The sequence below is a fragment of the Shinella sp. G-2 genome, assembly GCF_050172695.1.
Lineage (GTDB): Bacteria > Pseudomonadota > Alphaproteobacteria > Rhizobiales > Rhizobiaceae > Shinella.
The window spans coordinates 12,540-37,010 of the sequence record NZ_JBBEYH010000026.1; the positions used below are offsets into that span (position 1 = coordinate 12,540).

General features: G+C 64.8%; 22 protein-coding genes. 12 read left to right on the forward strand and 10 right to left on the reverse strand.

Annotated features, from left to right (window positions below; translation table 11 throughout):
* Positions 1-10 precede the first annotated feature (10 nt).
* The 3 genes from V8U06_RS24645 to V8U06_RS24655 are packed head-to-tail and all read right to left on the reverse strand — an operon-like array spanning position 11 to position 2,717.
* Complete coding sequence (locus V8U06_RS24645; RefSeq protein ID WP_226922069.1) at positions 11-784, reverse strand: ABC transporter permease; 774 nt, start codon at positions 782-784, stop codon at positions 11-13.
* Positions 781-1,653: an ABC transporter permease gene (locus V8U06_RS24650; RefSeq protein WP_427142923.1), complete on the reverse strand. Its 873-nt coding sequence runs from the start codon at positions 1,651-1,653 to the stop codon at positions 781-783. The genes V8U06_RS24645 and V8U06_RS24650 overlap by 4 nt, the downstream gene beginning before the upstream one ends.
* Complete coding sequence (locus V8U06_RS24655; RefSeq protein ID WP_427142924.1) at positions 1,650-2,717, reverse strand: ABC transporter ATP-binding protein; 1,068 nt, start codon at positions 2,715-2,717, stop codon at positions 1,650-1,652. The genes V8U06_RS24650 and V8U06_RS24655 overlap by 4 nt, the downstream gene beginning before the upstream one ends.
* A 526-nt stretch (positions 2,718-3,243) precedes the next feature.
* Between V8U06_RS24655 and V8U06_RS24660 the strand changes: the two genes are divergently transcribed.
* The 8 genes from V8U06_RS24660 (at position 3,244) to V8U06_RS24695 (ending at position 13,314) form a co-directional block, all read left to right on the forward strand.
* Positions 3,244-4,494: a flavin-containing monooxygenase gene (locus V8U06_RS24660; protein ID WP_427142925.1), complete on the forward strand. Its 1,251-nt coding sequence runs from the start codon at positions 3,244-3,246 to the stop codon at positions 4,492-4,494.
* A gap of 44 nt (positions 4,495-4,538) precedes the next feature.
* Positions 4,539-5,612 carry a LysR family transcriptional regulator gene (locus V8U06_RS24665; protein ID WP_427142926.1) on the forward strand — a complete coding sequence of 358 codons (1,074 nt, stop codon included), beginning with the start codon at positions 4,539-4,541 and terminating at the stop codon, positions 5,610-5,612.
* Entirely contained in the window at positions 5,609-7,090 is a 1,482-nt protein-coding gene (locus V8U06_RS24670) for an aldehyde dehydrogenase (protein WP_427142927.1), read from the forward strand. Before V8U06_RS24665 ends, V8U06_RS24670 begins: the two co-directional genes overlap by 4 nt.
* 290 nt (positions 7,091-7,380) lie before the next feature.
* On the forward strand, positions 7,381-9,462 hold the full coding sequence (locus tag V8U06_RS24675) for an NAD(P)-binding protein (RefSeq protein ID WP_427142928.1): 2,082 nt from the start codon (positions 7,381-7,383) through the stop codon (positions 9,460-9,462).
* Between the two features lie 10 nt (positions 9,463-9,472).
* Positions 9,473-10,546 carry an ABC transporter ATP-binding protein gene (locus V8U06_RS24680; protein WP_427142929.1) on the forward strand — a complete coding sequence of 358 codons (1,074 nt, stop codon included), beginning with the start codon at positions 9,473-9,475 and terminating at the stop codon, positions 10,544-10,546.
* A complete protein-coding gene (locus V8U06_RS24685; RefSeq protein WP_427142930.1) occupies positions 10,543-11,472 on the forward strand; it encodes an ABC transporter permease in 930 nt (309 codons plus the stop codon). Before V8U06_RS24680 ends, V8U06_RS24685 begins: the two co-directional genes overlap by 4 nt.
* Positions 11,469-12,278: an ABC transporter permease gene (locus V8U06_RS24690; protein ID WP_427142931.1), complete on the forward strand. Its 810-nt coding sequence runs from the start codon at positions 11,469-11,471 to the stop codon at positions 12,276-12,278. The genes V8U06_RS24685 and V8U06_RS24690 overlap by 4 nt, the downstream gene beginning before the upstream one ends.
* A gap of 19 nt (positions 12,279-12,297) precedes the next feature.
* Positions 12,298-13,314, forward strand: coding sequence for an extracellular solute-binding protein (locus tag V8U06_RS24695; protein WP_226922079.1), 1,017 nt, complete (start codon positions 12,298-12,300; stop codon positions 13,312-13,314).
* A gap of 244 nt (positions 13,315-13,558) precedes the next feature.
* Here the strand turns inward: V8U06_RS24695 and V8U06_RS24700 are convergent, their stop codons facing one another.
* From V8U06_RS24700 to V8U06_RS24715, 4 genes are read right to left on the reverse strand one after another with little or no spacing between them, the layout of a single operon-like run.
* The gene (locus V8U06_RS24700; protein WP_427142932.1) at positions 13,559-14,257 is read right to left on the reverse strand and encodes an ABC transporter ATP-binding protein; all 699 of its coding nucleotides are present in this window, start codon (positions 14,255-14,257) and stop codon (positions 13,559-13,561) included.
* A complete protein-coding gene (locus V8U06_RS24705) occupies positions 14,250-15,041 on the reverse strand; it encodes an ABC transporter ATP-binding protein (RefSeq protein ID WP_226922081.1) in 792 nt (263 codons plus the stop codon). Before V8U06_RS24705 ends, V8U06_RS24700 begins: the two co-directional genes overlap by 8 nt.
* Complete coding sequence (locus tag V8U06_RS24710) at positions 15,038-16,216, reverse strand: branched-chain amino acid ABC transporter permease (RefSeq protein WP_427142933.1); 1,179 nt, start codon at positions 16,214-16,216, stop codon at positions 15,038-15,040. Before V8U06_RS24710 ends, V8U06_RS24705 begins: the two co-directional genes overlap by 4 nt.
* Before the next feature lie 4 nt (positions 16,217-16,220).
* Positions 16,221-17,129: a branched-chain amino acid ABC transporter permease gene (locus V8U06_RS24715; RefSeq protein ID WP_427142934.1), complete on the reverse strand. Its 909-nt coding sequence runs from the start codon at positions 17,127-17,129 to the stop codon at positions 16,221-16,223.
* 257 nt (positions 17,130-17,386) lie between these two features.
* On the opposite strand from V8U06_RS24715, the gene V8U06_RS24720 reads away from it, so the two are divergent.
* From V8U06_RS24720 to argE, 4 genes are all read left to right on the forward strand, one after another.
* The gene (locus V8U06_RS24720) at positions 17,387-18,523 is read left to right on the forward strand and encodes a branched-chain amino acid ABC transporter substrate-binding protein (RefSeq protein WP_427142935.1); all 1,137 of its coding nucleotides are present in this window, start codon (positions 17,387-17,389) and stop codon (positions 18,521-18,523) included.
* A 70-nt stretch (positions 18,524-18,593) separates the two neighbouring features.
* On the forward strand, positions 18,594-19,016 hold the full coding sequence (locus tag V8U06_RS24725) for a RidA family protein (protein WP_427142936.1): 423 nt from the start codon (positions 18,594-18,596) through the stop codon (positions 19,014-19,016).
* A gap of 10 nt (positions 19,017-19,026) precedes the next feature.
* On the forward strand, positions 19,027-19,704 hold the full coding sequence (locus V8U06_RS24730; protein ID WP_427142937.1) for a DUF1028 domain-containing protein: 678 nt from the start codon (positions 19,027-19,029) through the stop codon (positions 19,702-19,704).
* A gap of 181 nt (positions 19,705-19,885) precedes the next feature.
* Positions 19,886-21,046: an acetylornithine deacetylase gene (gene argE, locus V8U06_RS24735; protein ID WP_427142938.1), complete on the forward strand. Its 1,161-nt coding sequence runs from the start codon at positions 19,886-19,888 to the stop codon at positions 21,044-21,046.
* 21 nt (positions 21,047-21,067) lie between these two features.
* On the opposite strand, the gene V8U06_RS24740 is transcribed toward argE, so the two are convergent.
* From V8U06_RS24740 to V8U06_RS24750, 3 genes are all read right to left on the reverse strand, one after another.
* Positions 21,068-22,003 (reverse strand): LysR family transcriptional regulator, encoded by a 936-nt coding sequence (locus V8U06_RS24740; RefSeq protein ID WP_427142939.1) that lies wholly within the window; start codon positions 22,001-22,003, stop codon positions 21,068-21,070.
* Between the two features lie 100 nt (positions 22,004-22,103).
* Entirely contained in the window at positions 22,104-22,337 is a 234-nt protein-coding gene (locus V8U06_RS24745) for a hypothetical protein (protein ID WP_427142940.1), read from the reverse strand.
* Positions 22,338-22,406: 69 nt separating this feature from the next.
* Positions 22,407-24,338 (reverse strand): methyl-accepting chemotaxis protein, encoded by a 1,932-nt coding sequence (locus V8U06_RS24750; RefSeq protein ID WP_427142941.1) that lies wholly within the window; start codon positions 24,336-24,338, stop codon positions 22,407-22,409.
* Positions 24,339-24,471 lie beyond the last annotated feature (133 nt).

Sequence of the window (24,471 nt, forward strand, 5' to 3'; positions counted from 1 at the left end):
TCCTCCAGGGTTATCGGCGCAGGCGGCCGAGGAAAAACGAAAGCGACACGAGCAGCACCGAAACGAAGAGCATCACCGCCGAGATGGCGTTGATCTCCGGCGTGATGCCGGCCCGGATGGCTGAGAAGATGTAGACGGGCAGCGTCGTCAGGCCGGGGCCGGCCAGGAAGAACGAGGTCAGGAAGTCGTCGAGGCTGGTGACGAAGGCGAGCGTGAAGCCGGCCATGACGCCGGGCCAGAGCAGCGGCATCGTCACCCGGCGGAAGGTGCGGAAGCGGTTGGCGTAGAGATCGTGCGCCGCCTCCTCATAGGTGCCGCTGATGCCGTCGAGCCGGGCGCGGATCGGCAGATAGGCGAAGGGGATGCAGAAGGCGGTGTGGGCCGCCACCATCGCGCCGAGGCCGAGCGTCACGCCGAGCGAAACGAAGAGCAGCAGGGTTGCGACCGCCACGGCGATTTCCGGCAGGATCAGCGGCATGTTGAGGATCGCCTCGGACGCCCCGCGGCCGAGGAAGGCGCGCCGGGTGGCAAGCGCGGCAAGCAGCGCAAGGATCGTCGCCGCCGTCGCCGCCGAGATGGCGATGACCAGCGAGTTCCACGCCGCCGCCTGGATCGACGGATTGACGAGAATGCGGCCGTACCAGTCGAAGGAAGCGTGGGTCCACACCGTCGCCGTGCGGTTGGCGTTGAAGGAATAGGCGATCAGCACCACGACGGGCACGTAGAGATAGGCCAGCACGAAGAGCGCGGTTTCGCGCGTGAAGGGAAAACGCCGCGGGTTCATGCGGTCCTCCTGTTGCGCCAGAGCGCCATGGCAGTCATCACGACGAGCATCAGTCCGAGAAGGACGACGGCGAGCGTCGCGCCGAAGGGCCAGTTGCGCGAAGCGCCGAACTGCATCTGGATGATGTTGCCGAGCATCAGCGTCTTGCCGCCGCCCAGCAGGGCGGGCGTGACGAAGGCGCCGAGGCAGGGAATGAAGACGAGCAGCGCACCGGCGACGATGCCGGGCGTGGCGATGGGCAGCACGACACGGCGCAGCGCCCGCCGGCGCGTCGCGCCGAGATCGTGCGCGGCCTCGAGCAGCCGCCAGTCGAATTTCTCGAAGACGGTATAGAGCGGCAGGATGGTGAAGGGCAGGAAGGAATAGGTGAGGCCGATCGCCACCGCCGCGTCGTTGTAGAGCAGCTGCACCGGCCAGGGCGATATCATGTTGACGAATTTCGATACCCAGCCATCCTCGCGCAGGATGATCAGCCAGGCATAGTTGCGCACCAGAAGGTTCGTCCAGAACGGGATGGTGATGAGCAGCAGCATGACGTCGCGGCCGGTACGGCCAAGGCTCGCCATCCACAGCGCCACCGGCAGGCCGAGCGCGAGGCTCAGCACGGTGGTCACGGCGGCCAACGCCACCGAGCGCAGGAAGATCATCAGGTAGCTGGTGTTGAGGATCATCGTCCCGTCGAAATCCTCCTCCCAGGCGAGGCGCACATAGTTGGCGACCGAGGGCGCAGAGGACCAGTCGACGCCCGATGTGCCGCCCTTGTCGAGCAGCGAGACCCAGGCCATCAGGCAGAGGGGCACGCCGATGAGGAAGAGGATGACCGCAAGGGCCGGCGACAGGAGGAAGAAGCGGCGGAGCGCGGCGCTCATTGGGCGAGCACCCGCAAAGCTTCGGCAGGCAGCGCGAGGCCGACGCGGCTTCCCGTTTCGGGCGTGGCCTCCGTCGGATCGGACTGGCGCAGCAGGAAGGTGCCGCCGCCGGGAAGATCGAGCTTGTGCAGCATTGCGGTGCCGAGATAGGCCGAATGCACCAGCGTCGCCTCCAGTGCGCCCTCGCCCACAGGCACCAGCTTCGCCCGCTCGGGGCGGATCGCGACCGTCACCTTGCCGGACGCCGCATGCGGGGCGGCAAGCACCGTACCACCCTCCAGGCGAACGCCGCCGCCCGGCAGCGCCTCCCCGTCCAGGAGATTGATATCGCCGATGAAATCGGCAACGAAGCGGTGTGTCGGCGCCTCGTAGATTTCGCGGGGCGGCCCCATCTGCAGGATGCGGCCCGACTGCATGACGGCGACGCGGTCGGAGAGCGTCAGCGCCTCTTCCTGGTCATGCGTGACGAAGAGGAAGGTGATGCCCGCCTCTTCCTGCAGCAGCTTCAGTTCGATCTGCATTTCCTTGCGGAGCTTGAGATCAAGCGCCGAGAGCGGTTCGTCGAGCAGCAGGACGCGCGGCCGCGGTGCGAGGGCTCGCGCTAGCGCCACGCGCTGCTGCTGGCCGCCGGAAAGTTCGGCCGGCTTGCGCTTGGCGAAGCTGCCCATGCGCATCATCTCCAGCGCCTCGCCGACGCGCTTGCGGATGGCATCGCGCGCCATGCCCTGCTCTTCCAGTGCAAACGCGACGTTCTGTTCCACGGTTAGATGCGGGAAGAGCGCGTAGCTCTGGAACACCGTGTTGACGGGGCGATGGAAGGGCGGGCGGGCGGTGACGTCCTCGCCCTCGATGGAGATCGTGCCGGTGTCGGCCGTCTCGAAGCCGGCGATCAACCGGAGCAGCGTGGTCTTGCCGCAGCCCGATGGGCCGAGCAGCGTGAAGAACTCGCGTCGCCCGATATCGAGCGAGACGTCGTCCAGCACGCGAAAGGCATAAATGCCCTTCCCGAAACTCTTGGCGACATTTCTGATGGAAACCGCGGGGGGACTGGACGCTTGGGTCATGTTTTCCTCTTGGGCGTTTCATCAAGCGTCCAGCATGGTATCACATTTGTCAATATTGTATGCAAATATTCGCATACGATTTAATGCGAAATCTTGTTCGCGCCGTGAAACCCTACCCCACTGAAAGGAAGCTGGATGCGCCCACACGGCGCTGCCAAGCAGTCCACGCCAATCACTCATCAATTTGATTTACAATAATTTATTTCAAAACAACGCGTGCGATCGAAGCACTCAAAGGTCATCCTCTCCGACCGCACCAGAAATTTTTATATGCGAATGCAGCATGAAATCGTATGCGACACTTACCAAAAAGCGGCCTACAGCGCGACACATCAGGAAATTCCCCCATAGTATCCGGAGGCTATGCCGACATATTGTATACATTGCAGCGCAGCATTCCGTTCGGCTTAGCGGCCGCCTAATCAACGATGAACCAAACGCTCATGTCGGCGCTTTTCGCCTTCCACTACACATCGGCAAAGGCTGGCCCATCGGGTCGGCATTCCGGGAATGGAAGGAAAGCGGCATGGCAGTGGAAAAAGTGGATACGCTGGTCATCGGCGCAGGCCAGGCGGGTGTCGCGATGAGCGAACATCTCGGCCGGCGCGGCCTTTCTCACCTCGTACTGGAAAAGGCCCGCATCGCCGAAAGCTGGCGCACGGCGCGCTGGGATAGCCTCGTCGCCAATGGCCCGGCCTGGCACGACCGCTTCCCCGGCATGACCTTCCCCGGCCTCGAAGACGAGGCCTTCGCCCCCAAGGAGCAGGTCGCGGACTATTTCGTCAGCTACGCGGAGAAGATCAAGGCGCCGATCCGCTGCGGCGTCGAGGTGCGGTCCGTCAGCAAGGCGGGCGAGACCTTCCGCGTCGAGACCTCCGACGGCGTAATCGAGGCGACAAACATCGTTTCCGCCACCGGCGCCTTCCAACGCCCCGTCATGCCCGCTCTCGTGCCGGCGCAGCAGGGCCTCACCCAGATCCATTCCAACACCTACCGCAATCCCGGCCAGTTGCCCGAGGGCGCGGTGCTGGTGATCGGCGCCGGCTCCTCCGGCACACAGATCGCCGACGAGCTTCTGCGCGCCGGCCGGCGCGTCTACCTCTCCATCGGCCCGCACGACCGCCCGCCGCGCCGTTACCGCGGTAAGGATTTCTGCTGGTGGCTCGGCGTGCTCGGCATCTGGGACCTCAAGGTGCCGGCGCCGAACACCGAGCATGTCACCATCGCGGTCAGCGGCGCCTATGGCGGGCAGACGGTCGATTTCCGCCGCCTCGGCAATCGCGGCATGACGCTGCTCGGCCGGGCCGAAGCCTACAAGGACGGCGTACTGCAGGTCGCGCCTGACCTCGTGGAGAATATCGCCCGCGGCGACGCCAACCATCTCTCCCTGCTCGACCGCGCCGACGCCTATGCGACGGAACACGGCCTCGATCTGCCGGAGGATCCCGAGGCGCGCCACAAGGAGCCGGATCCGGCCTGCGTCACCGATCCGATCCTCGCCCTGAACCTGAAGGACGCCGGCATCACCACCATCATCTGGGCGACGGGCTATGCGGTTGACTACAGCTGGCTGCAGCTCGACGCGCTCGACGAGAAGGGCCGCCCGGTGCATGAGCGCGGCGTCTCGAAGGTCCCCGGCCTGTTCTTCGTCGGCCTGCCCTGGCTGTCGCGCCGCGCTTCCTCCTTCATCTGGGGCTGCTGGCACGATGCGGATTACCTCGCCGGCTATATCGCCGAGCACCGCAGCGGGCAGACAGCCGCCGCCGCGGCCTCCTGAAAGGCCGGGGCGCCGGCCGCCCGCACGGAGGAAGCGAGCATGCCATGAACCGCTACCCGACCCCGAAGGATGACCGCGCCATCCACAGCCCGAAGGAGAGCGCTCTTCCCGCGCGCGAAAATCTGTTCCTTAATTGGCGCCTCAACAGGGGAACAGACATGGTGTTGCGCTTCACGCTCCGGCAACTGGAATATCTCGTCGCGGTCGGCGAGTACGGCTCCGTCACGGAAGCGGCCGAGCGGGTGAATGTGTCCGCCCCTTCCGTCTCGGCCGCGATCTCGCAGCTCGAGAAGGAGTTCGGCATCAACCTCTTCGTGCGCCGCCACGCGCACGGCCTCTCGCTGACACAGGCCGGCCATAGCTTCGTCGCGCAGGCGCGGCAGATCCTCGCGGAGGCCGCCAAGCTCAACGCCCTGTCCAACGAGCTGACCGGCCAGGTGCGCGGGCCGCTGCATGTCGCCTGTCTGGTCACCTTCGCGCAGGCCGTCATCCCCTCGCTGCGCCGCGCCTTCTCCGATGCCTATCCCGATGTCGATTTCTTCCAGTACGAGCGCGACCAGGCGCGCATCCTCGAAGGGCTGCGCATGGCGCGCTTCGACATCGCGCTCAGCTACGACCTCGACATTCCCGCCGACATGACCTTCCACGAGCTTGCCGTGCTGCCGCCCTATGCGGTGCTGCACGAGGACCATCCGCTGGCCAGCCGCCGCGAGGTGACGGTGGAGGACCTCGCGCCCCATCCGATGATCCTGCTCGACCTGCCGCATTCCTCGGCCTATTTCCTCTCGCTCTTCCGCGACGCCGGCCTGACGCCCCGCGTCGCCGAGCGCACCCGTGACATGTCGGTCATGCGCGCCATGGTCGCCAACGGCTTCGGCTATTCCATCGCCAACATCCGGCCCGTTTCCAGCTATGCGCTGGATGGCGGCAAACTCGTCTTCGTGCCGCTGACCGGGAACCTGCGCCCCATGCGCATGGGCATCCTCTCCATGGCCGGCGCGAACCCGGCGCTCACCGTGCGCCGCTTCATCGATTTCTGCAGCGAGACGATCCGCGGCATGGGCATGGACCTGCCGGTCTCCGCCGACGCCGCCCAGCAAGAGAAAGGCCCTACATGACGACGAGCATCGACTGGCGCGCCCGCGCGGCAAGCCTCAAATTCCGCAACGGCCTCTTTATCGACGGCCGCTTCTGCGATGCGGCGAAGGGCGGCCGTTTCGAGACCGTCAATCCGGCCAATGCCCAGGTTCTGACCGCCGTCGCCCGCGGCATGGCGGAAGACATCGACGCCGCCGTCGCCTCGGCCCGCCGCGCCTTCGAGGATGGGCGCTGGTCGGGCAAGTCGCCGGCCGAACGCAAGGCGGTGCTGCTTCGCCTTGCCGCCCTGATCCGCGAGAACGTGCCGGAACTTGCCCTGCTCGACACGCTCGACATGGGCAAGCCGATCAGCGACAGCTCGACCATCGACGCGCCCGGCTCGGCACATTTCTTCGAATGGCATGCCGAGGCCATCGACAAGCTCTATGACGAGATCGCCCCCACCGGGCGCGGTGACCTCGCCATGATCCGCCGCGTGCCGCTCGGCGTCATCGGCGCCGTCGTACCGTGGAACTTCCCGCTCGACATGGCGACCTGGAAGCTCGCTCCGGCGCTGGCGACCGGCAACTCCGTCGTGCTGAAGCCGGCCGAACAGTCGCCGCTCTCCGCCCTGATGCTGGCCGAGCTTGCCTCGGAGGCGGGCCTGCCGGACGGCGTGCTCAACGTCGTGCCCGGCTTCGGCGAGGATGCCGGCCGTGCGCTCGGTCTGCACCCGGATGTCGACGCCCTCGTCTTCACCGGCTCCACCAAGGTCGGCAAGCTCTTCATGACCTATGCGGGCGAGAGCAACATGAAGCAGGTCTGGCTGGAGACGGGCGGCAAGTCGCCGAACCTCGTCTTCGCTGACGCCGACCTCGACAAGGCGGCAGAGATGGCGGCCTTCGGCATCCTGTTCAATTCCGGCGAGGTCTGCTCGGCCAATTCCCGCCTCCTCGTACACCGCTCCGTGCAGGAGGAATTCACCGAGAAGCTGATCGCCGCGACATCGGCCTGGCCGCTCGGTGACCCGCTCGATATCGCCACCCGTATGGGCCCGCTGGTGGAAAAGAGCCATGCCGACCGCGTCGCCTCCTATATCGACATCGGCCGCAAGGAAGCCCGTCTCGCCCATGGCGGCACGCGCGAGACGCGCGACGGCTCGGACTGCTATATTCAACCGACCATCTTCAACGAGGTCGCGCCGGACGCCCGCATCGCGCGGGAGGAAATCTTCGGCCCTGTGCTCGCCATCACGCCCTTCGACAGGGACGAAGAGGCGTTGCGCATCGCAAACGACAGCGAATACGGCCTCGCCGCTTCCGTCTGGACGCGGGATCTTTCCCGTGCGCTCTCGGTCTCGGACCGGCTGAACGCCGGCACGGTCTCCGTCAACACGGTCGATGCCCTCTCCGCCATGACACCCTTCGGCGGCGTCAAGCAGTCCGGTTTCGGCCGCGACCTCTCGATCCACAGCTTCGACAAGTATTGCTCACTCAAAACCGTGTGGGTGAAATACTAGGCATCTGCCCGGGCCGGCGGCACCCGACGGCCCGGATATCGACCATCGGCGGCGCCGGCGTCCTTCGCGATCCTTCCTCGCGAGCGGATGCCGGTGCGATCTTTCCTATAATTTATTGAAATCAAAAGATATTTTCAAATCCGGAACATTTTCGCGCAAAGATTGAAATCACCGCGCCGCCACACGGCGGATCTCGATTAGTCTAAACCTAATCCATGCTTCCGGAACGCGTCATTTACGGCGCAGCCTTCGCCCAATCCTATTGCCTTCAGTAAACCCCGAGGACTGCCATGCGCGACGCCAAATACGATATCCTGTTCGAACCCCTCGCGATCGGCCCGCATGTCGCGAAGAACCGGTTCTACCAGGTGCCGCATTGCAACGGCGGCGGCTACCGCGATCCGTCTGCGGCCGCGGCCATGCGCGGCATCAAGTCGGAAGGCGGCTGGGGCGTCATCTTCACCGAGCAGACCGAGATGCACCACACCTCGGAAATCACCCCCTTCATCGAACTGCGCCTTTGGGAGGACAAGGACATTCCCGGCCTTCGCCGCATGTCCGACGCCATGAAGGTGCATGGTGCCCTCGCCGGCATCCAGCTTGCCTATTCCGGCATCAACGGCCCGAACTTCTACACCAAGGAAGTGCCGCTTGCCCCCTCCGCCCTGCCGATCCGCACCTTCACCAACGACCCGGTGCAGGCCCGCGCCCTCGACCGGTCCGACATCAAAAATCTGCGCCGCTGGTTCGTCAACGCCGCCAAGCGCTCCAAGGTCGCCGGCTTCGACCTCATCTGTCTTTACGGCGCACACGGCTTCGGCATCTTCCAGCACTTCCTGTCGCGTGCCACCAACCAGCGCACGGACGAATATGGCGGCAGCCTCGAAAACCGGTCGCGCTTCGCCCGCGAGGTCGTTGCCGATATCCGCGACGCCGTCGGCGACACGACCGCGATCACCATGCGCGTCAGCCTCGACGAGACCATCGGCGAACTCGGCTTCTCCAATGCCGAAGTGCGCGAATTCGTCGAGATGAATGCGGACCTGCCCGACCTCTGGGACCTTGCGCACGGCGCCTGGGAGGACTGTTCCGGCCCCTCGCGCTTCAAGGAAGAGGGCGCGCAGGAGCTTCTGGTCAAGGGCATCCGCGAACTCTCCTCCCGCCCCGTCGTCGGCGTCGGCCGCTTCACCTCGCCGGACGTCATGGCGCGCATGATCCGCCAGGGCGTGCTCGACTTCATCGGCTGCGCCCGCCCGTCGATCGCCGACCCCTTCCTGCCGAAGAAGATCGAGGAAGGCCGCATCGAGGACATCCGCGAATGCATCGGCTGCAACATGTGCATTACCGGCGACATGACCATGTCGATCAGCCGCTGCACGCAGAACCCGACCTTCATGGAAGAATGGCGCAAGGGCTGGCACCCGGAGCGCATGAACGAGAAGGGCGAAAGCCAGACGGTGCTGGTCGTCGGTGCCGGACCCGCGGGTCTCGAAGCCACACGCGCCCTGTCGCTGCGCGGTTATGACGTGACACTGGCCGAGGCCACGACGGCGCTCGGCGGCCGTGTGGCCCGCGAGCGCCTGCTGCCCGGCCTTTCCGCCTGGGGCCGGGTCGTGGATTATCGCCAGTACCAGATTTCCCAGCGCACCAATGTCGAGACCTATTTCGACAGCCGCCTGACGGCGGAGGACGTGCTGGGCTTCGGCTTTGAGCATGTCGCCATCGCCACCGGCTCGCACTGGCGGCGCGACGGCGTCGCCCGCCAGCACGTCGTGCCCATGCCGATCGATCCGGCCATGACCGTCTGGACGCCCGACGACGTCATGGCGAAGGTTCACCCCGAAAACCTCGCTGGCAAGACCGTCGTCGTCTACGATGACGACCACTATTACATGGGCGGCGTGATGGCCGAGGTCATGGCGAAGGCCGGCGCCAAGGTCATTCTCGCCACGCCCTCCGCCTATGTCTCGGACTGGACGCGCAACACGCTCGAACAGGGCGCGATCCATGTGCGCCTCGACGATCTCGGCGTCGACATCCGCCTCAACCGCGGCGTCACCGCCATCCGCACCGGCGAGGTCGAGACCAACTGCACCTATACCGGCCGGAAGGTCGCCATCGGCTGCGATGCCGTCGTCATGGTCGCCTCCCGTCTTGCCGAGGACGCGCTCTACAACGATCTTATCGCCCGGCAGGCGGACTGGGCCGATGCCGGCATCAAGACGGTCAAGATCATCGGCGATGCCAGCGCCCCGGCCCCCATCGCCTGGGCGACCTATGCCGGCCATCGCTATGCGCGGGAACTGGACACGCCCGATATCGGCGACGCCCTGCCCTTCCGCCGCGAAGTCACCCAGCTCGAACCGGCATGAGGACCAAGGCATGACTGAGCCCAAGGCCATCGAAGTGAAGTCGGTTTCCAAAAGCTTCGGGGCCTATCAGGCGCTGAAATCGGTCAGCTTCCATATCGGCAGCAACGAGTTCTTCACGATGCTCGGCCCCTCGGGCTGCGGCAAGACCACGCTGTTGCGCATGCTCGCCGGCTTCGAAAGCCCCGATACCGGCTCGATCCTCCTCAACGGCAGGGAAGTCGTCGCCATCCCGCCGCACAAACGGCGGGTCAACACCGTCTTCCAGAGCTACGCACTCTTCCCGCACATGACGCTGGAGCAGAACGTCGCCTACGGCCTCGAAAACCTCGGCTGGGAGCAGGCGCGCATCAAGGCCCGCGTCGGCGAAATGCTGGAGCGCGTGCATATGGGGGCGATGGCGAAACGCAAACCCGCCCAGCTTTCCGGCGGCCAGCGCCAGCGCATCGCCCTTGCCCGGGCGCTCGCGCCCGAACCGGAGGTTCTGCTGCTCGACGAACCGCTCTCCGCCCTCGATCTGAAGCTGCGCCAGGCGATGCGCGACGAGCTGCGCACGCTGCAGCGAGATACCGGCATCACCTTCGTCTTCGTCACGCACGACCAGGAAGAGGCGCTCGACATGTCGGACCGCATCGCCGTGCTCGGCGGCGGCGAGGTGCAGCAGATCGGCACGCCGTCCGAGATCTACGAGGAACCGGTCAACCGCTTCGTCGCCGATTTCGTCGGCGAGACGAACTTCCTCGACGTGGAGGTGCTGGAAGCCGGCGTGGGCGAGGCGACCATCCGCATGCCTTTCGGCCTTGCGATCACCGTGCCGGCGACCGGCCCGACCGCCAGGGGCCGCGCGACGCTTTCGGTCCGGCCGGAGAAGATCAATCTCGGCAACCAGGCCGAGGGCGTGACCTTCGAGGGCCGCATCACCCACAAGAACTACATGGGCGGCTACACCCACTACACGCTCGACGTCGCGGGCACGGAACTGCGCGCCTCACGGCGCAATGCGTCCCGCGAAGGCGACACGATCCCGCTCGGCGCGACGGTCCCCGTCGGCTTCGTCGCCGGCTCCGCGCGGGTGCTGTCGGCATGACGGAGAGCGCCCTCCATATCCCCGCCGAAACGGCGCGCGGCCCCCGCGCCCGTTTCTGGCACGACCTGTCCTTCTGGGGCCTCCTGCCCTCGCGGCTCCTGATGGGCTTCGCGCTGATCCTGCCGATCTCCATCATCGCCGCGGTGTCGGTGGCAACGCGCGGCGCCTATGGCGGCTTCACCTGGGACGTCAACTTCGCCGGCTACAGCCAGATCCTCTTCAACGAGGGCTGGACGGGCGAGCTCGAATTCACCCCGCAATATCTCCTCATCATTGGCCGCACCTTCCTGCTCGCCGGCGCGACGACGCTGATCTGCCTCCTCTTCGCCGTGCCTGTCGCCTATTTCATCTCGCGCCAGCCGCCGGGCCGCAAGGCGGCGCTCGTCTATCTCGTCACGCTGCCCTTCTGGGTCTCGATGATCCTGCGCGTCTATGCCTGGATGATCATTCTCGGCAAGGACGGCACGCTGCCGAACCTTCTCGAAACGCTGGGCTTTCCTGCCGGCATGAGCTTCATGTTCAACGACGGCGCGACGCTGACGGCCATGGTCTATACCGCCATGCCGCTGATGGTGCTGCCGGTCTTCGCCTCCATCGAGAAGCTGGACGGAACCCTGATCGAAGCCTCGCACGATCTCTACGGCGACCGCTGGGTGACGCTCCGCCGGGTGATCCTGCCGCTGACGGCGCCGGGCCTGACCGCCGGCGCCATCCTCGTCTTCGTGCCTGCGCTCGGCGCGGTGCTGGAGCCGACGCTGATGGGCGGCGGCAAGCAGATGATGATGGGCTCGCTCATCCAGCTGCAGTTCGGCGGCGGTCGCAACTGGCCCTTCGGCGCGGCCATCGCCATGACGCTGATGGCGCTCGTCATGCTCTTCCTGATCGCCACCGCGCTGCGCGCCGCCCGCCGGGAGGCGACGCCATGAGCATCCACCACGACGTCAAGCGTTATCCGGGGCTCGGGCCCCTCACCGTTTTCTTCTTTCTCTATCTCTATGCGCCGCTCGCGGTCATCGTCGTCTATTCCTTCAACGCCAATCGCGTGGCCGGCGTCTGGACGGGCTTCTCGCTGAAATGGTACGGCTCAGCGCTCAACAATGCCGCGCTGATGAACGCGCTTAAGATCTCGCTGACCGTCGCCGCGGTCGCCACCGTCGTCTCCACGTTGATCGCGCTGTCCGCCGCGCTTGCCATCATCCGCGGCAAGAACCTGCGCTTCCGCAGGCTTTCGGAAACGATCGTCAACCTGCCGCTGCTGCTGCCGGAAATCGTGCTCGCCGTTGCGACGCTCATCCTCTTCTCGCTGCTCGACATCCAGAACGGCATGGTGCGGCTCATCATCGCCCATTCCGCCTTCTGCACGCCCTTCGCCTTCCTGCCGATCCGCGCCCGCCTGCAGGGCATGTCGCTCGATCTGGAAGAAACGAGCGCCGATCTCTATGCGGACCGCTGGACGACCTTCCGCCGCGTGACGCTGCCGCTGATCTTCCCGGGCGTCTTCTCCGGCGCGATGCTCGCCTTCCTCATTTCGATGGACGACTTCATCACCTCGAACCTGCTGTCGACCGGCGGCTCGACGACGTTACCGGTCTATATCTTCTCGCTGATCCGCGCCGGCACCTCGCCGGAGCTGAACGCCATCGCGACGCTGCTGATCCTCGCCTCACTCGTCCTTGCCACCGTCGCGCTTCTCGTCGCCGCGCGCGGTGCCCGTGAAAATGCCGAACCATAATCAAAGAGAGGAACATGACATGAAGACGTATCTTGCAGCCACCGCCATCGCTCTTTGCTTCGCCACGGGCGCCCAGGCCGCCGGCGAACTCAACATCTATGCCTGGGCCGAATCCATTTCGCCCGACCTCATCGCGAAATTCTCGAAGGAGAACGACGTGAAGGTGAATGTCGACAGCTTCACCTCCAACGAGGACCTCCTGACCAAGTTGCAGGCCGGCTCCTCCGGCTATGATATCGCAACGCCCTCGCAGCACTTCCTGCGCGTGATGATCGACCAGGGCATCATCGAGAACTTCGAGGCCAACAAGCTGAAGGCCTATGAGAACATCGAGGAGAAGTGGCGTAACCAGTGGTGGGACGAGAAGCAGGAATATTCCATTCCGCTCGCCTACGGCACGGCCGGCTTCGTGGTGAATACGGACCAGTACAAGGGCCCGACCGACAGCTTCAAGTATTTCTTCGAGCCGGATGGCGAACTGAAGGGCAAGATCGCGCTCCTCTCCTATCCCGACGAGGTGATCGGTGCCGCCCAGCTCTATCTCGGCGTGCCCTTCTGCTCGGAAGACCAGGCGGAGATGAAGAAGGTGCTGGATCTGCTGATGGCGCAGAAACCGTCCGTTGCCGTCTACTCCTCCGACAATATCGCAAGCCGCCTCGCCTCCGGCGAAGTCTCGGCGCATTTCTGGTGGGATGGCGACTCGCTGCGCGCCCGCAAGACCGGCTCGCCGGTCAAGCTCGCCATGACCAAGGAAGGCCTCGTCGGCTGGATGGACAGCTACGTCATTCCGAAGGATGCGCCGAACCGCGACAATGCGGTGAAGTTCATCGAGTTCATGTCGACGGCGGAGAACGCCACGGAGCAGATGAACTTCTACTCCCATTCCTCGCCCATGAAGGTCATTCAAGACAAGGTCGTCAACACGAAGGAAACCGCACCGGAACTCTATCCGGAGGTTCCGATCACCTTCTCGCGCACCTGCTCGGCTGCCGCGCAGGATCTGGTGACCCGCGTCTGGACGCAGCTTCTGCAGTAACACGAGGCGGGGGCCGAAGGCCCCCGCGCTTCCGCCGGAGGAGCCGGCACCCAGAGCGATCTCATTCATCGCGAATGGCCGTACGCGTGCCGGCTCCGCTCCGCCACGAACCGTTTTCCTCGCCGTCAGGATTGCGGCGGCGAAATCCTCTTTGGCGTCCCTCGACACGACGACAGACCACGGTGCCGCAGGCACCGTGGATAAAAGGCGTCCAAGCGCTGTGATCGTCCGGCCGGCCGAACGATCAGAGATACATGTGCTTGATCGTGTCGTCCTTCAGCATCTGCTCGCGCGTGCCCTCGACCGCGATCTGGCCGCGCACCAGCAGATAGCCGCGATCGGCGATCGACAGGGCCTTTTCCGCATTCTGCTCGATCAGCAGCACGGTGCGCCCCTCGGCATGGATGCGCGCCACGGTCTCGAAATATTCGTCGATCAGTTTCGGCGAGAGGCCGAGCGAGGGCTCGTCCATGATCAGCAGTTCCGGATCGCCGATTAGCGCGCGGGCGAGCGCCACCATGGCCTGCTCCCCGCCGGACATGGTGCGTGCCTGCTGGCCGATGCGCTCCTTCACGCGCGGGAAAAGGTCGTAGATCACCTCGAGCCGCGCCTCGAAGGGCGTCTTGCAGCTGGCGGCGTCATAGCCGAGCTTCAGGTTTTCGCGCACCGTGAGAGAAGGAAACAGCTTGCGCCCCTCCGGCACGAAGCCGACGCCGAGCGCGCCGAGCTTTTCCGTGCCCGTGCGCGTCACGTCCGCGCCCTTCATCGAAACCGTGCCGCCGTCGAGCGGCAGGAGGCCGGAGAGCGCCTTGAAGGTGGTCGATTTTCCCGCCCCGTTCGGGCCGAGAAGGCAGACGAGTTCGCCCTTCTTCACGCTGAGCGAAACACCGCGCAGCATGGAAACCTGCCCGTAGGAGGTGCTGATATTGGCAAGTTCAAGCATCTTCCACCGCCTTCTGGCCGAGATAGGCCTGCTGCACGCGCGGCAACAGCCGCACCTCGGCGAATTTGCCGTGCGCGATCTTCTTGCCGTAGTCGATGACCACGACATCCTGCGGCAGGTCCGCCACCAGGCGCATGTCGTGCTCGATGATGAGGAAGGACAGGCCGGGATTTTCCGCCATGACGCGGCGGATATCGGCCATCAAGTCGGCCGTGTCGCGGTCGTCCATGCCGGAGGAGGGTTCGTCGAGCAGGATCAGCTTGGGCTTCGAGGCGAGCGCGCGGGCGATCTCCAGCCGTCGCCGGTCGGCCTGCGGCAGGATGCCTGCGGGCTCGTGGCGGCGGGCGAAGAGCTCGTCCGACAGGCTTTTCAGGATGCGTCCGGCCTCGTCGGCGCAACCGGCCAGCTCGCGGCGGGCGCGGCCGGGGGCCAGGAGCGCCGTCAGGACGCCGGTCCTGGTGCGCGAATGCATGCCGATCATCACATTGTCCAGGATCGGCAGGTCCTCGAAGAGGCGTGAGGATTGGAACGTGCGGGCAATGCCCTTGGCCGCCACCTGATGAGCCGGAAGGCCCGTGATATCGACGCCGTTCAAGGCGACGCTGCCGGCGGTCGGCTTGTAGATGCCGGTGATCAGGTTGAACAGCGTGGATTTGCCCGCCCCGTTCGGCCCGATGATGCAAGTGATATGGCCGGCCGGCAGGTCGAAATTCACGTCGTCGACGGCCACCAGACCGCCGAAGCGGATGCCGAGACCACGCAATGAAAGCAGCGGCTCTGTCATGAATGGGCTCCATAATGGCGCGGGCGCTGCGGGAAGAGGCCCTTGGGGCGCAGCACCAGGAAGAGGATCACCACGACCGACACGAAGAGCAGGCGGTAATCGGAGAAGATGCGCAGCTTTTCCGGCAGGAGCGTGAGCAGGAAGGCGCCGACGATCACCCCGAACGTGTTGTCCATGCCGCCGACGATGACCATTGTCATGATCGTCACCGAGACGAGGAAGGTGAAATTGTCGGGCGAGATGTAGGAAACGTAGAAGGCATAGATCGTGCCGGCGAAGGCCGCGAGGAAGGCGTCCACCGCGAAGGCGAGGATCTTGTACCAGGCGACGTTGATGCCTTGGCAGCGCGCCGCCAGCTCATCGGCGCGGATGGCGTTCCAGGCAAGGCCGATACGGCTTTCGTGCAGGCGCTTGGCCGAGAGGATGGCAAGGCCGAGCAGCGACGCCGCGAGATAGTAGAAATTGGCCTGCGACGGCAGACGGAAACCGAAGACGACGATCGGCTGCATGAAGGAATGGCCGAAGAGGCTGGGCGCCGGGATGCCGACCAGACCGTTCGGACCGCCGGTCCAGCTCAGATTGTTCAGCATCTGGTGGATCACGATGCCGAAGGCGATGGTGACGAGCGCGAGATAGCTGTCGCGCGCCCGCATGGAAGGAATGCCGAGCAGGAAGCCGAAGGCGGTGGCGACGAGGGCCGCGGCCGGCAGTGTCGCCCAGAGCGACAGGCCGAAATTGATGGCGAGCAACGCCGAGGTATAGGCGCCGATGCCATAGGTCGCACCGGTCGCGAAATTCGGGATATTGGCGGAGCCGAGCTGGAAATTCAGCGCCAGCGCCAGCACCGAATAGAGCAGCGCGACGATGACGAGGTGCAGCGCATAGGTGTTGTTACCGAGGAAGAACGGATAGGCGAGCACGATCACGATGCCGAGCACGGTCGCCAGCTGGCGGGACGAGCGGAAGGCGGAGATGATCGTCTCCTCGATGGCGGGGCGCAGCTGGATGAGCGCGAAAGCACCGCCCATGACGGCGAAAAGCGCAAGGACCAGGGGCGTCGATTCCGCCGTCAGCAACGCCCAGAGCAGGGCGGCGCCGATGATCTCGGCAAGCACGACGATGAGGACGGGCGGCAAGGCGGACTGTGACGCCGAAGGGATGGCAGAAGTGGACATGCGCCTAGACCTTTTCGACGACGGCTTTGCCGAGCAGCCCGGAAGGGCGCACGCACAGCATCAGGATGACCAGCAGGAAGACGAAGACGAGGCGGTAGGACGCACCGTCGGTCATGTTCGCCTGCACGAGGGCCTCGATACCGGCAATGGCAAGCGAACCCAGGATCGCCCCGCTCATCGAGCCGAGCCCGCCGATGACGGCCGCGGAAAAGCCGATGAGGCCGAGCTGCACGCCGAAATCGAAGCGGACCACGCCGGCATGGCTGGCAAAGAACAGTGCGCCGAGCGCGCCCACCGCCGAGGCGAGGAAAAAGGTGAAGGCGAAGACGCGCTCGGGGAAAATGCCCATCAGCCGCGCCGTCTCGCGGTCTTCCGCGACGGCGCGGATGCGCGTGCCGATCGGGGTTTTCTGCAGCAGGTAATACATCAGCGCCACGACGGTGACCGAGGTGACGATGATGAGGACGGGCTGAAGGGGAAGCTGCGCCGTCCCCAGGGACAGGCTGCCTTCGACGATCGCCGGAAACGCCTTCGGGTTGGATCCTTGCGGATAGATCGCCCGGATCAGCTCGCGCACCACCGTGCCGAGTGCAACGGTCGCCACCAGCGCCATCATGGCCGGCGAGCGGCGGAAGCGACGGATCACCAGCCTGTCCGCACCGATGCCGACGAGACCGGTCGCGGCAATGGCAAGCCCCAGCGCCACCGCCATGGCACCGGGGCCGCTGAGTGCGCCGAGCAGCACCTGGAGCGCGCCCAGCGCCACGAAGGGCGCAACCATGGAGACATCGCCATGGGAGAAGTGGATGACGTTGAGCAGGCCGAAGAGCAGGCTGAAGCCGATCGCGACCAAAGTGTATATGCTGCCCAGAACCATCCAATTCAGGAGGTACTGGACGAGAAGGCTATCCATAGCGGCCTCTCCCGGTTTGTGGGTTCCCGTTTTTTGCGGCGGAGGATGCAAGAACCGAGCCGGGGCGTAAATTGAAAAGACGCAAATCCGGCATAGCTTTTTCCGAAGCGCGGGATCAGCAAAAACGACTTTAAGAACTTGCCCGCCCGACGCTAGGTTTTCCCAAAAGAATGACGGCACGAATGTGCAGGAGATGTTTCGCCAGGCGAAACAATATCTTCCATCGGGAACAGCAAAGCTCATCTGGAGAGGGTTCAATGGCATATATGACGATCAGCCGCCGCGCAGCGCTTGCGGGGCTCCTGCTTTCCACGCTCGCCTTCGTGGCACCGGCCCACGCCGACAAGACGAAGGTGAAGCTCGGCTTCCTCGGTCCGCTGTCGGGCGGCAACGCCCAGCAGGGCCTCGGCGCGAAGAACGGCTTCCTTCTCGCCATCGAACAGGCCAATGCCAAGGCGGACGGCAAGTACGAATTCGAAGGCGTGGTGCTGGACGACGCGTCCGACCCGCAGACCGGCGTTTCGGCCGCGATGAAGCTCGTGAACGACCCCGAGGTCGTAGCGGCGACGGGCCACTGGAATTCGCCGGTGGCGCTCGCCACCATGCCGGTCTTCGCCCGCTTCCAGACGCCACTCGTGATCTGGGGCGCGATCTCGCCGGCCATCACCCAGCAGAACCTGCCGGAAGTGACCCGCGTCACCCCGACCCTGCTTACCGAGAACAAGCCGCTCTCCGAATGGGCGGTCAAGACGCTCGGCGCCAAGCGCATCGCGATCATCGCCGACACCTCCGACTTCGGCAAGGCGAATGCCGATGCCGTCAGCGCCTTCGTGCCGGAAGCAGGCGGCGAGATCGTCTCGACCGACCTTCTGCCGGTCGGCTCGACGGATTTCCGCACCGTGCTCACGGCGCTGAAATCCAAGAATGTCGATGCGATCTATTTCGGCGGCGTGATCACGGAAGCCGGTATCCTGGCCAAGCAGATGAAGGAAGTCGGTCTCGACAAGCCAATGCTCGGCACGTCGGGCATGTATGACCCGGAATTCATCGCTGTTGCCGGTGATGCCGCCGGCGCCGCCATCGTCTCCTATCCGGCCGCGGCCGTCACCGACACGCTGAAGAAGCTCGACGCCGATTACGCGGCGCGCGGCTTTGCCGAGGCATCCAGCCCCTATACCAAATACGCCTTCGACGCGGCGAATGTCCTGATCCAGGCGATCGAGGAAGTCGGCAAGGACGACAAGCCGGCGCTGTCGGCGGCCATCCGCAAGATCAAGCACGAGGGCGCAACCGGCACGATCACCTTCGACGAAAACGGCCAGACCCAGACGCCTGTCGCCATCGAACTCAAGACCGTGCGCGATGGGGCATGGACCGACTACAAGGCGAACTGACAGCCGCTTAGAGCCAACCGCCTCCGCCCTCCAGCGGAGGCGTTTTCATACCGTTCCCAAGGAGATCCGCATGCCCGTGCACACCCGTATCCGCCCCTTCAACACGAAGGAAACCTATCCCGAGCAAAAACTGAACAACGACCTCTGCCAGGCGGTGGTGGCGCGGGGTGCCACGGTCTTCGTGCGCGGGCAGATCGCACAGGACCTCGACACGCGCGAAAGCCTGCATATCGGCGATGCCGGTGCACAGTCCCGCAAGGCGATGGAAAACATCAAGATGCTGCTGGAGGAGGCCGGCTCCGACCTCAGCCATATCTGCCGCGTCGTCGTCTACCTCATCGACATCCGCTACCGCGAGGCCGTCTATACCGAGATGGGCAAGTATCTGCAGGGCGTCTTCCCTGTTTCGACAGGCCTCGTCGTCTCGGCGCTCGCCCGCCCGGAATGGCTGGTCGAGATCGAAGCCACTGCCGTCATTCCCGACGAAGCCTGAGGAGGGCGGCATGACCTTCTCCGTCTCCGCTCGCTGCCCCGATACCGGCATGTTCGGCGTCGCCGTCTCCTCCTCCTCGCCGAGCGTGGCGGCGCGCTGCGCCCATGCACGCGCCGGCGTCGGCGCGGTGTCGACGCAGAACGTCACCGATCCGCGCCTCGGCCCGAAGGGGCTGGACCTGATGGCGGGCGGCCTTTCGGCGGAGGCGGCCCTGGAGCGGCTCGTCGCCGAGGCCCCGCATGTCGAATATCGCCAGCTCGCCCTCGTCGACGCGGCGGGCCGCTCGGCCTCCTATTCCGGAGCCAGGACGCTCGGCACCCATGCGACGGCGTGCGGCGAGAACGTGGTGGCCGCCGGCAACATGCTGACGAGCACCGCAATCCCGCAAAAGATGGTGGACGCCTTTGCGGCGGCGAAAGGCAAACACCTCGGCGACCGGCTGATCGCCGCCATGCGGGCCGCGCTCGCCGCCGGCGGCGAGGAAGGCCCGGTTCATTCCATGGGTCTCATCATGGTCGACAAGGTCTCCTGGAACGTCGCGGACCTGCGCATCGACTGGACGGACGGCGACCCGGTCGAGGAATGCGCCGCCCTCTGGGAGCGCTGGCGCGGCGAGATGGACGCCTATGTCACCCGCGCGCTCAACCCTTCGGGCGCACCGAGCTACGGCGTGCCGGGGGATTTGTGAGGGCGCGGGGATTGCTCTCCCCTCCCTTCTCCCCGCAAACGGGGAGAAGGTGGCGGCCTATCGGGCGGGACGCGTCGGGGAGAAAATGCCTTGCAGGGCGGTGAGTTGGTATAGTCTCGAACAGGAGCGGTTGACCCCCGAACCATCGCTCTCCCTCATCCAGGCAGCGTAAATGCATTCCATGGTCCTATCCACCCCAGATATCCTCGCCCGCCTCGTCGCAGAGCCGACCCTGTCGCGCACCTCCAACCTCGCGTTGCTCGACTACGTGGAAAACCTGCTGCGCCCGGTCGGCGCGCGGATCGAACGCTTTGCCCATGCGGACGGCAGCCGGGCCAATCTCTTCGCGACCATCGGGCCGGACGGCCCCGGCGGGGTGGTGTTGTCGGGCCATACGGATGTCGTGCCAGTCGAAGGGCAGGCCTGGAGCCGCGATCCCTTTACGCTTGCCGAGCACGACGGCCGGTTCTACGGCCGCGGCACGGCGGACATGAAGGGCTTCGTCGCAGCGAGCCTGCGCGCGGCGCTTCTGGCCGCCGGCCGCCCGCTGCTCCGCCCGCTGCATCTCGCCTTTTCCTATGACGAGGAGATCGGCTGCATCGGCGTGCGTGGCATGATCGAGGCGCTGGCGACGCGCACCGAGCGGCCGGCGCTCTGCATTGTCGGCGAACCGACCGAAATGCGCATCGCCAGCGGCCACAAGGGCAAACGGGCATTGCGCGCCTGCTGCCACGGCCAGGAGGGCCATTCCGCCCTCGCCCCGAACGCCCTCAACGCGCTGCATCTCGGCGCCGCCTTCATCCAGTCCCTTCAGGCGCGGCAGGACGCACTCGCCGACCACGGCGCGCGCGATGCCGACTACGACATTCCCTATTCCACAATTCATGCAGGCATGATGCGCGGCGGCACCGCGCTCAACATCGTGCCGAACCGCTGCGAGATCGATTTCGAGATCCGCAATATCGCCGAGGACGATCCGGTGGATATCCTCTCCGGCATCGCCGCCGATGCCGAAGCCATCGCCGCCCCTTATCGCAACCGCTTCCCGATGGCCTGCATCGAGATCGAGGAGGTCTCGGGCTATCCGGGCCTTGCCACCCGCCCGGATGCGGCGGTCGTGCGCCTGCTTGCGCGACTTCTCGGTGACGACACCACGCTGAAGGTCGCCTTCGGCACCGAGGGTGGGCTGTTCGACGAAGCCCTCGGCCTTTCCACCGCAGTCTGCGGCCCCGGCTCGATGGAACAAGGCCACAAGCCGGACGAATTCGTCAGTCGGAGCCAGCTCGATCGCTGCGACGCCATGCTGGCCCGTCTCATCGCGGAACTGGAAACGACCGGATAATCCCCTGGCCGCGTGTTTCGATCAGCCGAAAGCCGAATCGTTCGAGGCCAGCCCCTGCCGTTTTTCCGCGTAGAGCCACTTGGTCAGCTTATCCAGCGACCGTGTGAAGCGGCGGGCGGATTTCGTGCAGAAACTGTAGCTGCGCCCGGAGGGCATGGTCGCCTCATGCCACGCAACGACCATGCCGCCCGCCAGCGCCTCGGATGCGAGGAATGTCGGCAGCAGTGCAACGCCGATGCCTTGCTTGGCGGCTTCCAGCGCGAAAATCTCGTGGCTGACCTGCACGATCTGCTCCCGCCTGAGTTCCATGTCGATGCTCGCGTGCTTGAAATAGTCGCGCCAGTCGGCCGCAAGCGTCGTGCGATCGAGATGGGTCGTGATGAAGCTCGTCGCGGAAAGCGGACGGTCCTGAATATAGTCCGGGCTGGCGACGGCCGTCAGCATCTCGTCGAACAGATTGAGCGACCAGTATCCCGCATCCGGAGGGAAGATGGTGATGAAGCCGTCGGAGGCGGCGGCGACGCGCACCGGATCGTCGCTGTACATGATCGTCTGAATGCTGACTTCGGGGTTCTTGTCCAGAAAGGTGCCGAGGCGCCTGATGAACCATCCGGCCCCGAAGGTGCTGCACATGGCGATGCGCAGCGTCTCGTTCTCCGTGCCGATGCAGGTGTTCACGGATTCGTCGATCTGGTCGAAGGCCAGCGTCAGTGAACTCGCCAGCCGCGTGCCGCTGGCCGATAACACCATCCGCCGCCCGGAGCGGTCGAAAAGATTTTCTCCGACCTGCTCGCTGAGTTTCTTGAGCTGATGACTGATCGCACTTGGGCTGATCTTCAGTTCCTTGGCTGCCTCAGCAACGGAATTGTGCCTGGAAACACATTCAAAGATTTGAAGAGCGCGCAAGTTGTATATCATCCACACCATACCCGGTTTGAGTTTCTTTCTTGAAGACACGTCAAACTTTGCCGGGTATGTGAGTCCATTAAAAATGATTAATATTCACATGTGTGTATTATAATCAAGAATACCTACCGGAATTCTATGCAGATCATACCTACCGGTCTTCCGCTTCGGCCCTATCCAATTCGAACCGAATAGACTCGAGGAGGTTCTGGAGAAGTTCGGCCGTCTTGTTCGCCAGTTGCAACTGAATGCTCAGGTCAAGAACGCGCTGCGGCTGCTGCACGGCATAGCGTTCGCAATAGGCGAGGATATGCGCCGCATCGATGAAGCTGCCCGAACCGATGCCGGTAAACCGGCCGCTTGGAAAAGCAAGAATATTGGACATGGACATTTCCCGTGATCTCTTGGCAAGGCCATGCATGGGGAGAGCAGGAGGCCACTCTCCCCATGCGTCTCAGAACTCTGCCCACGCATCGCCCTGTGGAGCCTGGGCGAGGGCAGCGGAGCCTGAGAAAGCACGCGCCACCTTGCCGGCAAGCGTGCGGGCGGGCGATGACGCAGCAGGCGCCGGCGTCCCGACGCGGGCCGGGGTGCCCCCCTCTCCCAGCCTGAACTGCGCCAGAAGCTGGGAAAGCGCCGTGACATCGGACGTCAGGCTATGCGTCGCCGCAGTGGTCTGCTCGACCATTGCCGCGTTCTGCTGGGTACCCTGATCCATCGCGTTCACCGCGGTGTTGATTTCTGAAAGACCGATCGACTGCTCACGGGCTGCCTCGACGATCGCCGCGACATTGCGATTGATCTCCTGGACTTCCGTAGCGATCGTGCCGAGGGCGTTGCCGGTCTCGCGCACCTTTTCCACGCCCGCCTGCACCTGGTGGCTCGAAGCGCCGATGAGATGCTTGATGTCCTTAGCGGCGGCGGCCGAGCGCTGGGCAAGCTCGCGCACCTCCTGCGCCACGACCGCAAAACCCTTGCCGGCTTCGCCGGCGCGCGCCGCCTCGACGCCGGCATTCAGCGCCAGAAGGTTCGTCTGGAAGGCAATCTCGTCGATCACGCTGATGATGTTCGTGATCTCGCCGGAGGATTTCTCGATCAGCTGCATGGCCGCGATCGCGTCGCGGACTACGACGCCGGAGCGCTCTGCCCCCTCCCGTGTGCGGGTGACAAGCATACCAGCCTCCTCGGCGCGCCGGGCGGAATCTTTCACGGCCGTGGTGATCTCTTCCAGTGCCGCCGCCGTCTCCTCGACGGAGGCCGCCTGCTGCTCCGTGCGGCGGGCGAGGTCGTCGGCGCCCGAGCGCATTTCGTTTGCCCCCGCATCGATGCTGCGCGTGCTCTCCTCGACGCGCCGCAGCGTGGACTGCAGCTTGGTCATCGACGTGTTGAAATTGCCGCGCAGCCCGTCGAGATTGAGCCCGAAGGGCTGATCGATACGATAGGTCATGTCGCCGTTGGAAAGATGCTCGAGGCCGTTGGCGAGGGCATCCACTGCCGCCTGGATCGTGGCCGCTTCCCTCGCCTTCTGGGCTTCGCGTTCGAGACGTTCGCTTTCCGAAAGGCTACGGCCCGCTTCCGCCGCCTCCTCGAGACGAATGCGCTCGACCGCATTGCCGCGGAAGACGGAGACGGCTGCGGCCATCTGCCCGACCTCGTCCTTGCGACCGAGCCCGAAGACCACCGCTTCCGTTTCGCCGTCGGCAAGGCTCAGCATGCGCTCGCGCAGGGCGTTCACCGGCCGGGTTATGCCGTAGACGGTGATGGCGAGCGAGGCGACGAAGGCCGCCAGCAGCACGGTACCGAGCACTATGAGTGCGGTGTTGATGGTGATTGCCGCATCGGCGCTCAGCTGATCCGACTGCTCTTCGATGGATGCCGTTTTTGCTTCGATGAAGCCGGCCAACGTCTTGCGAAGCTGAATGACCGCGACGTCCTGCTTGGCGAGGATGGCCTGTGCGGCGTCCCTCTCGCCCCGCTCTCCCAGAGCCACAGCCTTATCCAGCTCGGCAAAGATGGCGCGCGCTCTCGCAATCATCCCGTCGATATCGGCCGCAGCGCCGGGCAGCCGCGCCCGCACCTCCTCGAAACGCCGGATCGCCGTCTTGGTCGTGTCGGCATAGCTTTCGAGAAGCTGCGCCATTTCAGGCGTCTGCCGCTCATAGGAAAGCACCTTGTAGGCAACATACGCGGCCGTGTGCAGGCTCGTATTGGCGCGTGAGAGGAGCAGGGTCGCCCCGTTGTCGCTGGCGATGAAGGCGCTGTAGCGCTCATCCGCCTCGCGGTAGCTCCAGGACAGATAGAGGACGCTGGCAACGGCAATGACACTCAGGAAGACGAGTGGTGCCAGCACCTTCGTCATGATCTTGGCATTTCGCAGAAAGGACATGGATGCCTCGTTGGGACCGCAGGAAAGGATGCGACTCCCATACGCACATCAGGACGCGGCGGCTCTACCCGGCAGAACAATGCAGACCGGATCGAATATCAACCATGAATGATGTGAATATGCCCTCATGGCA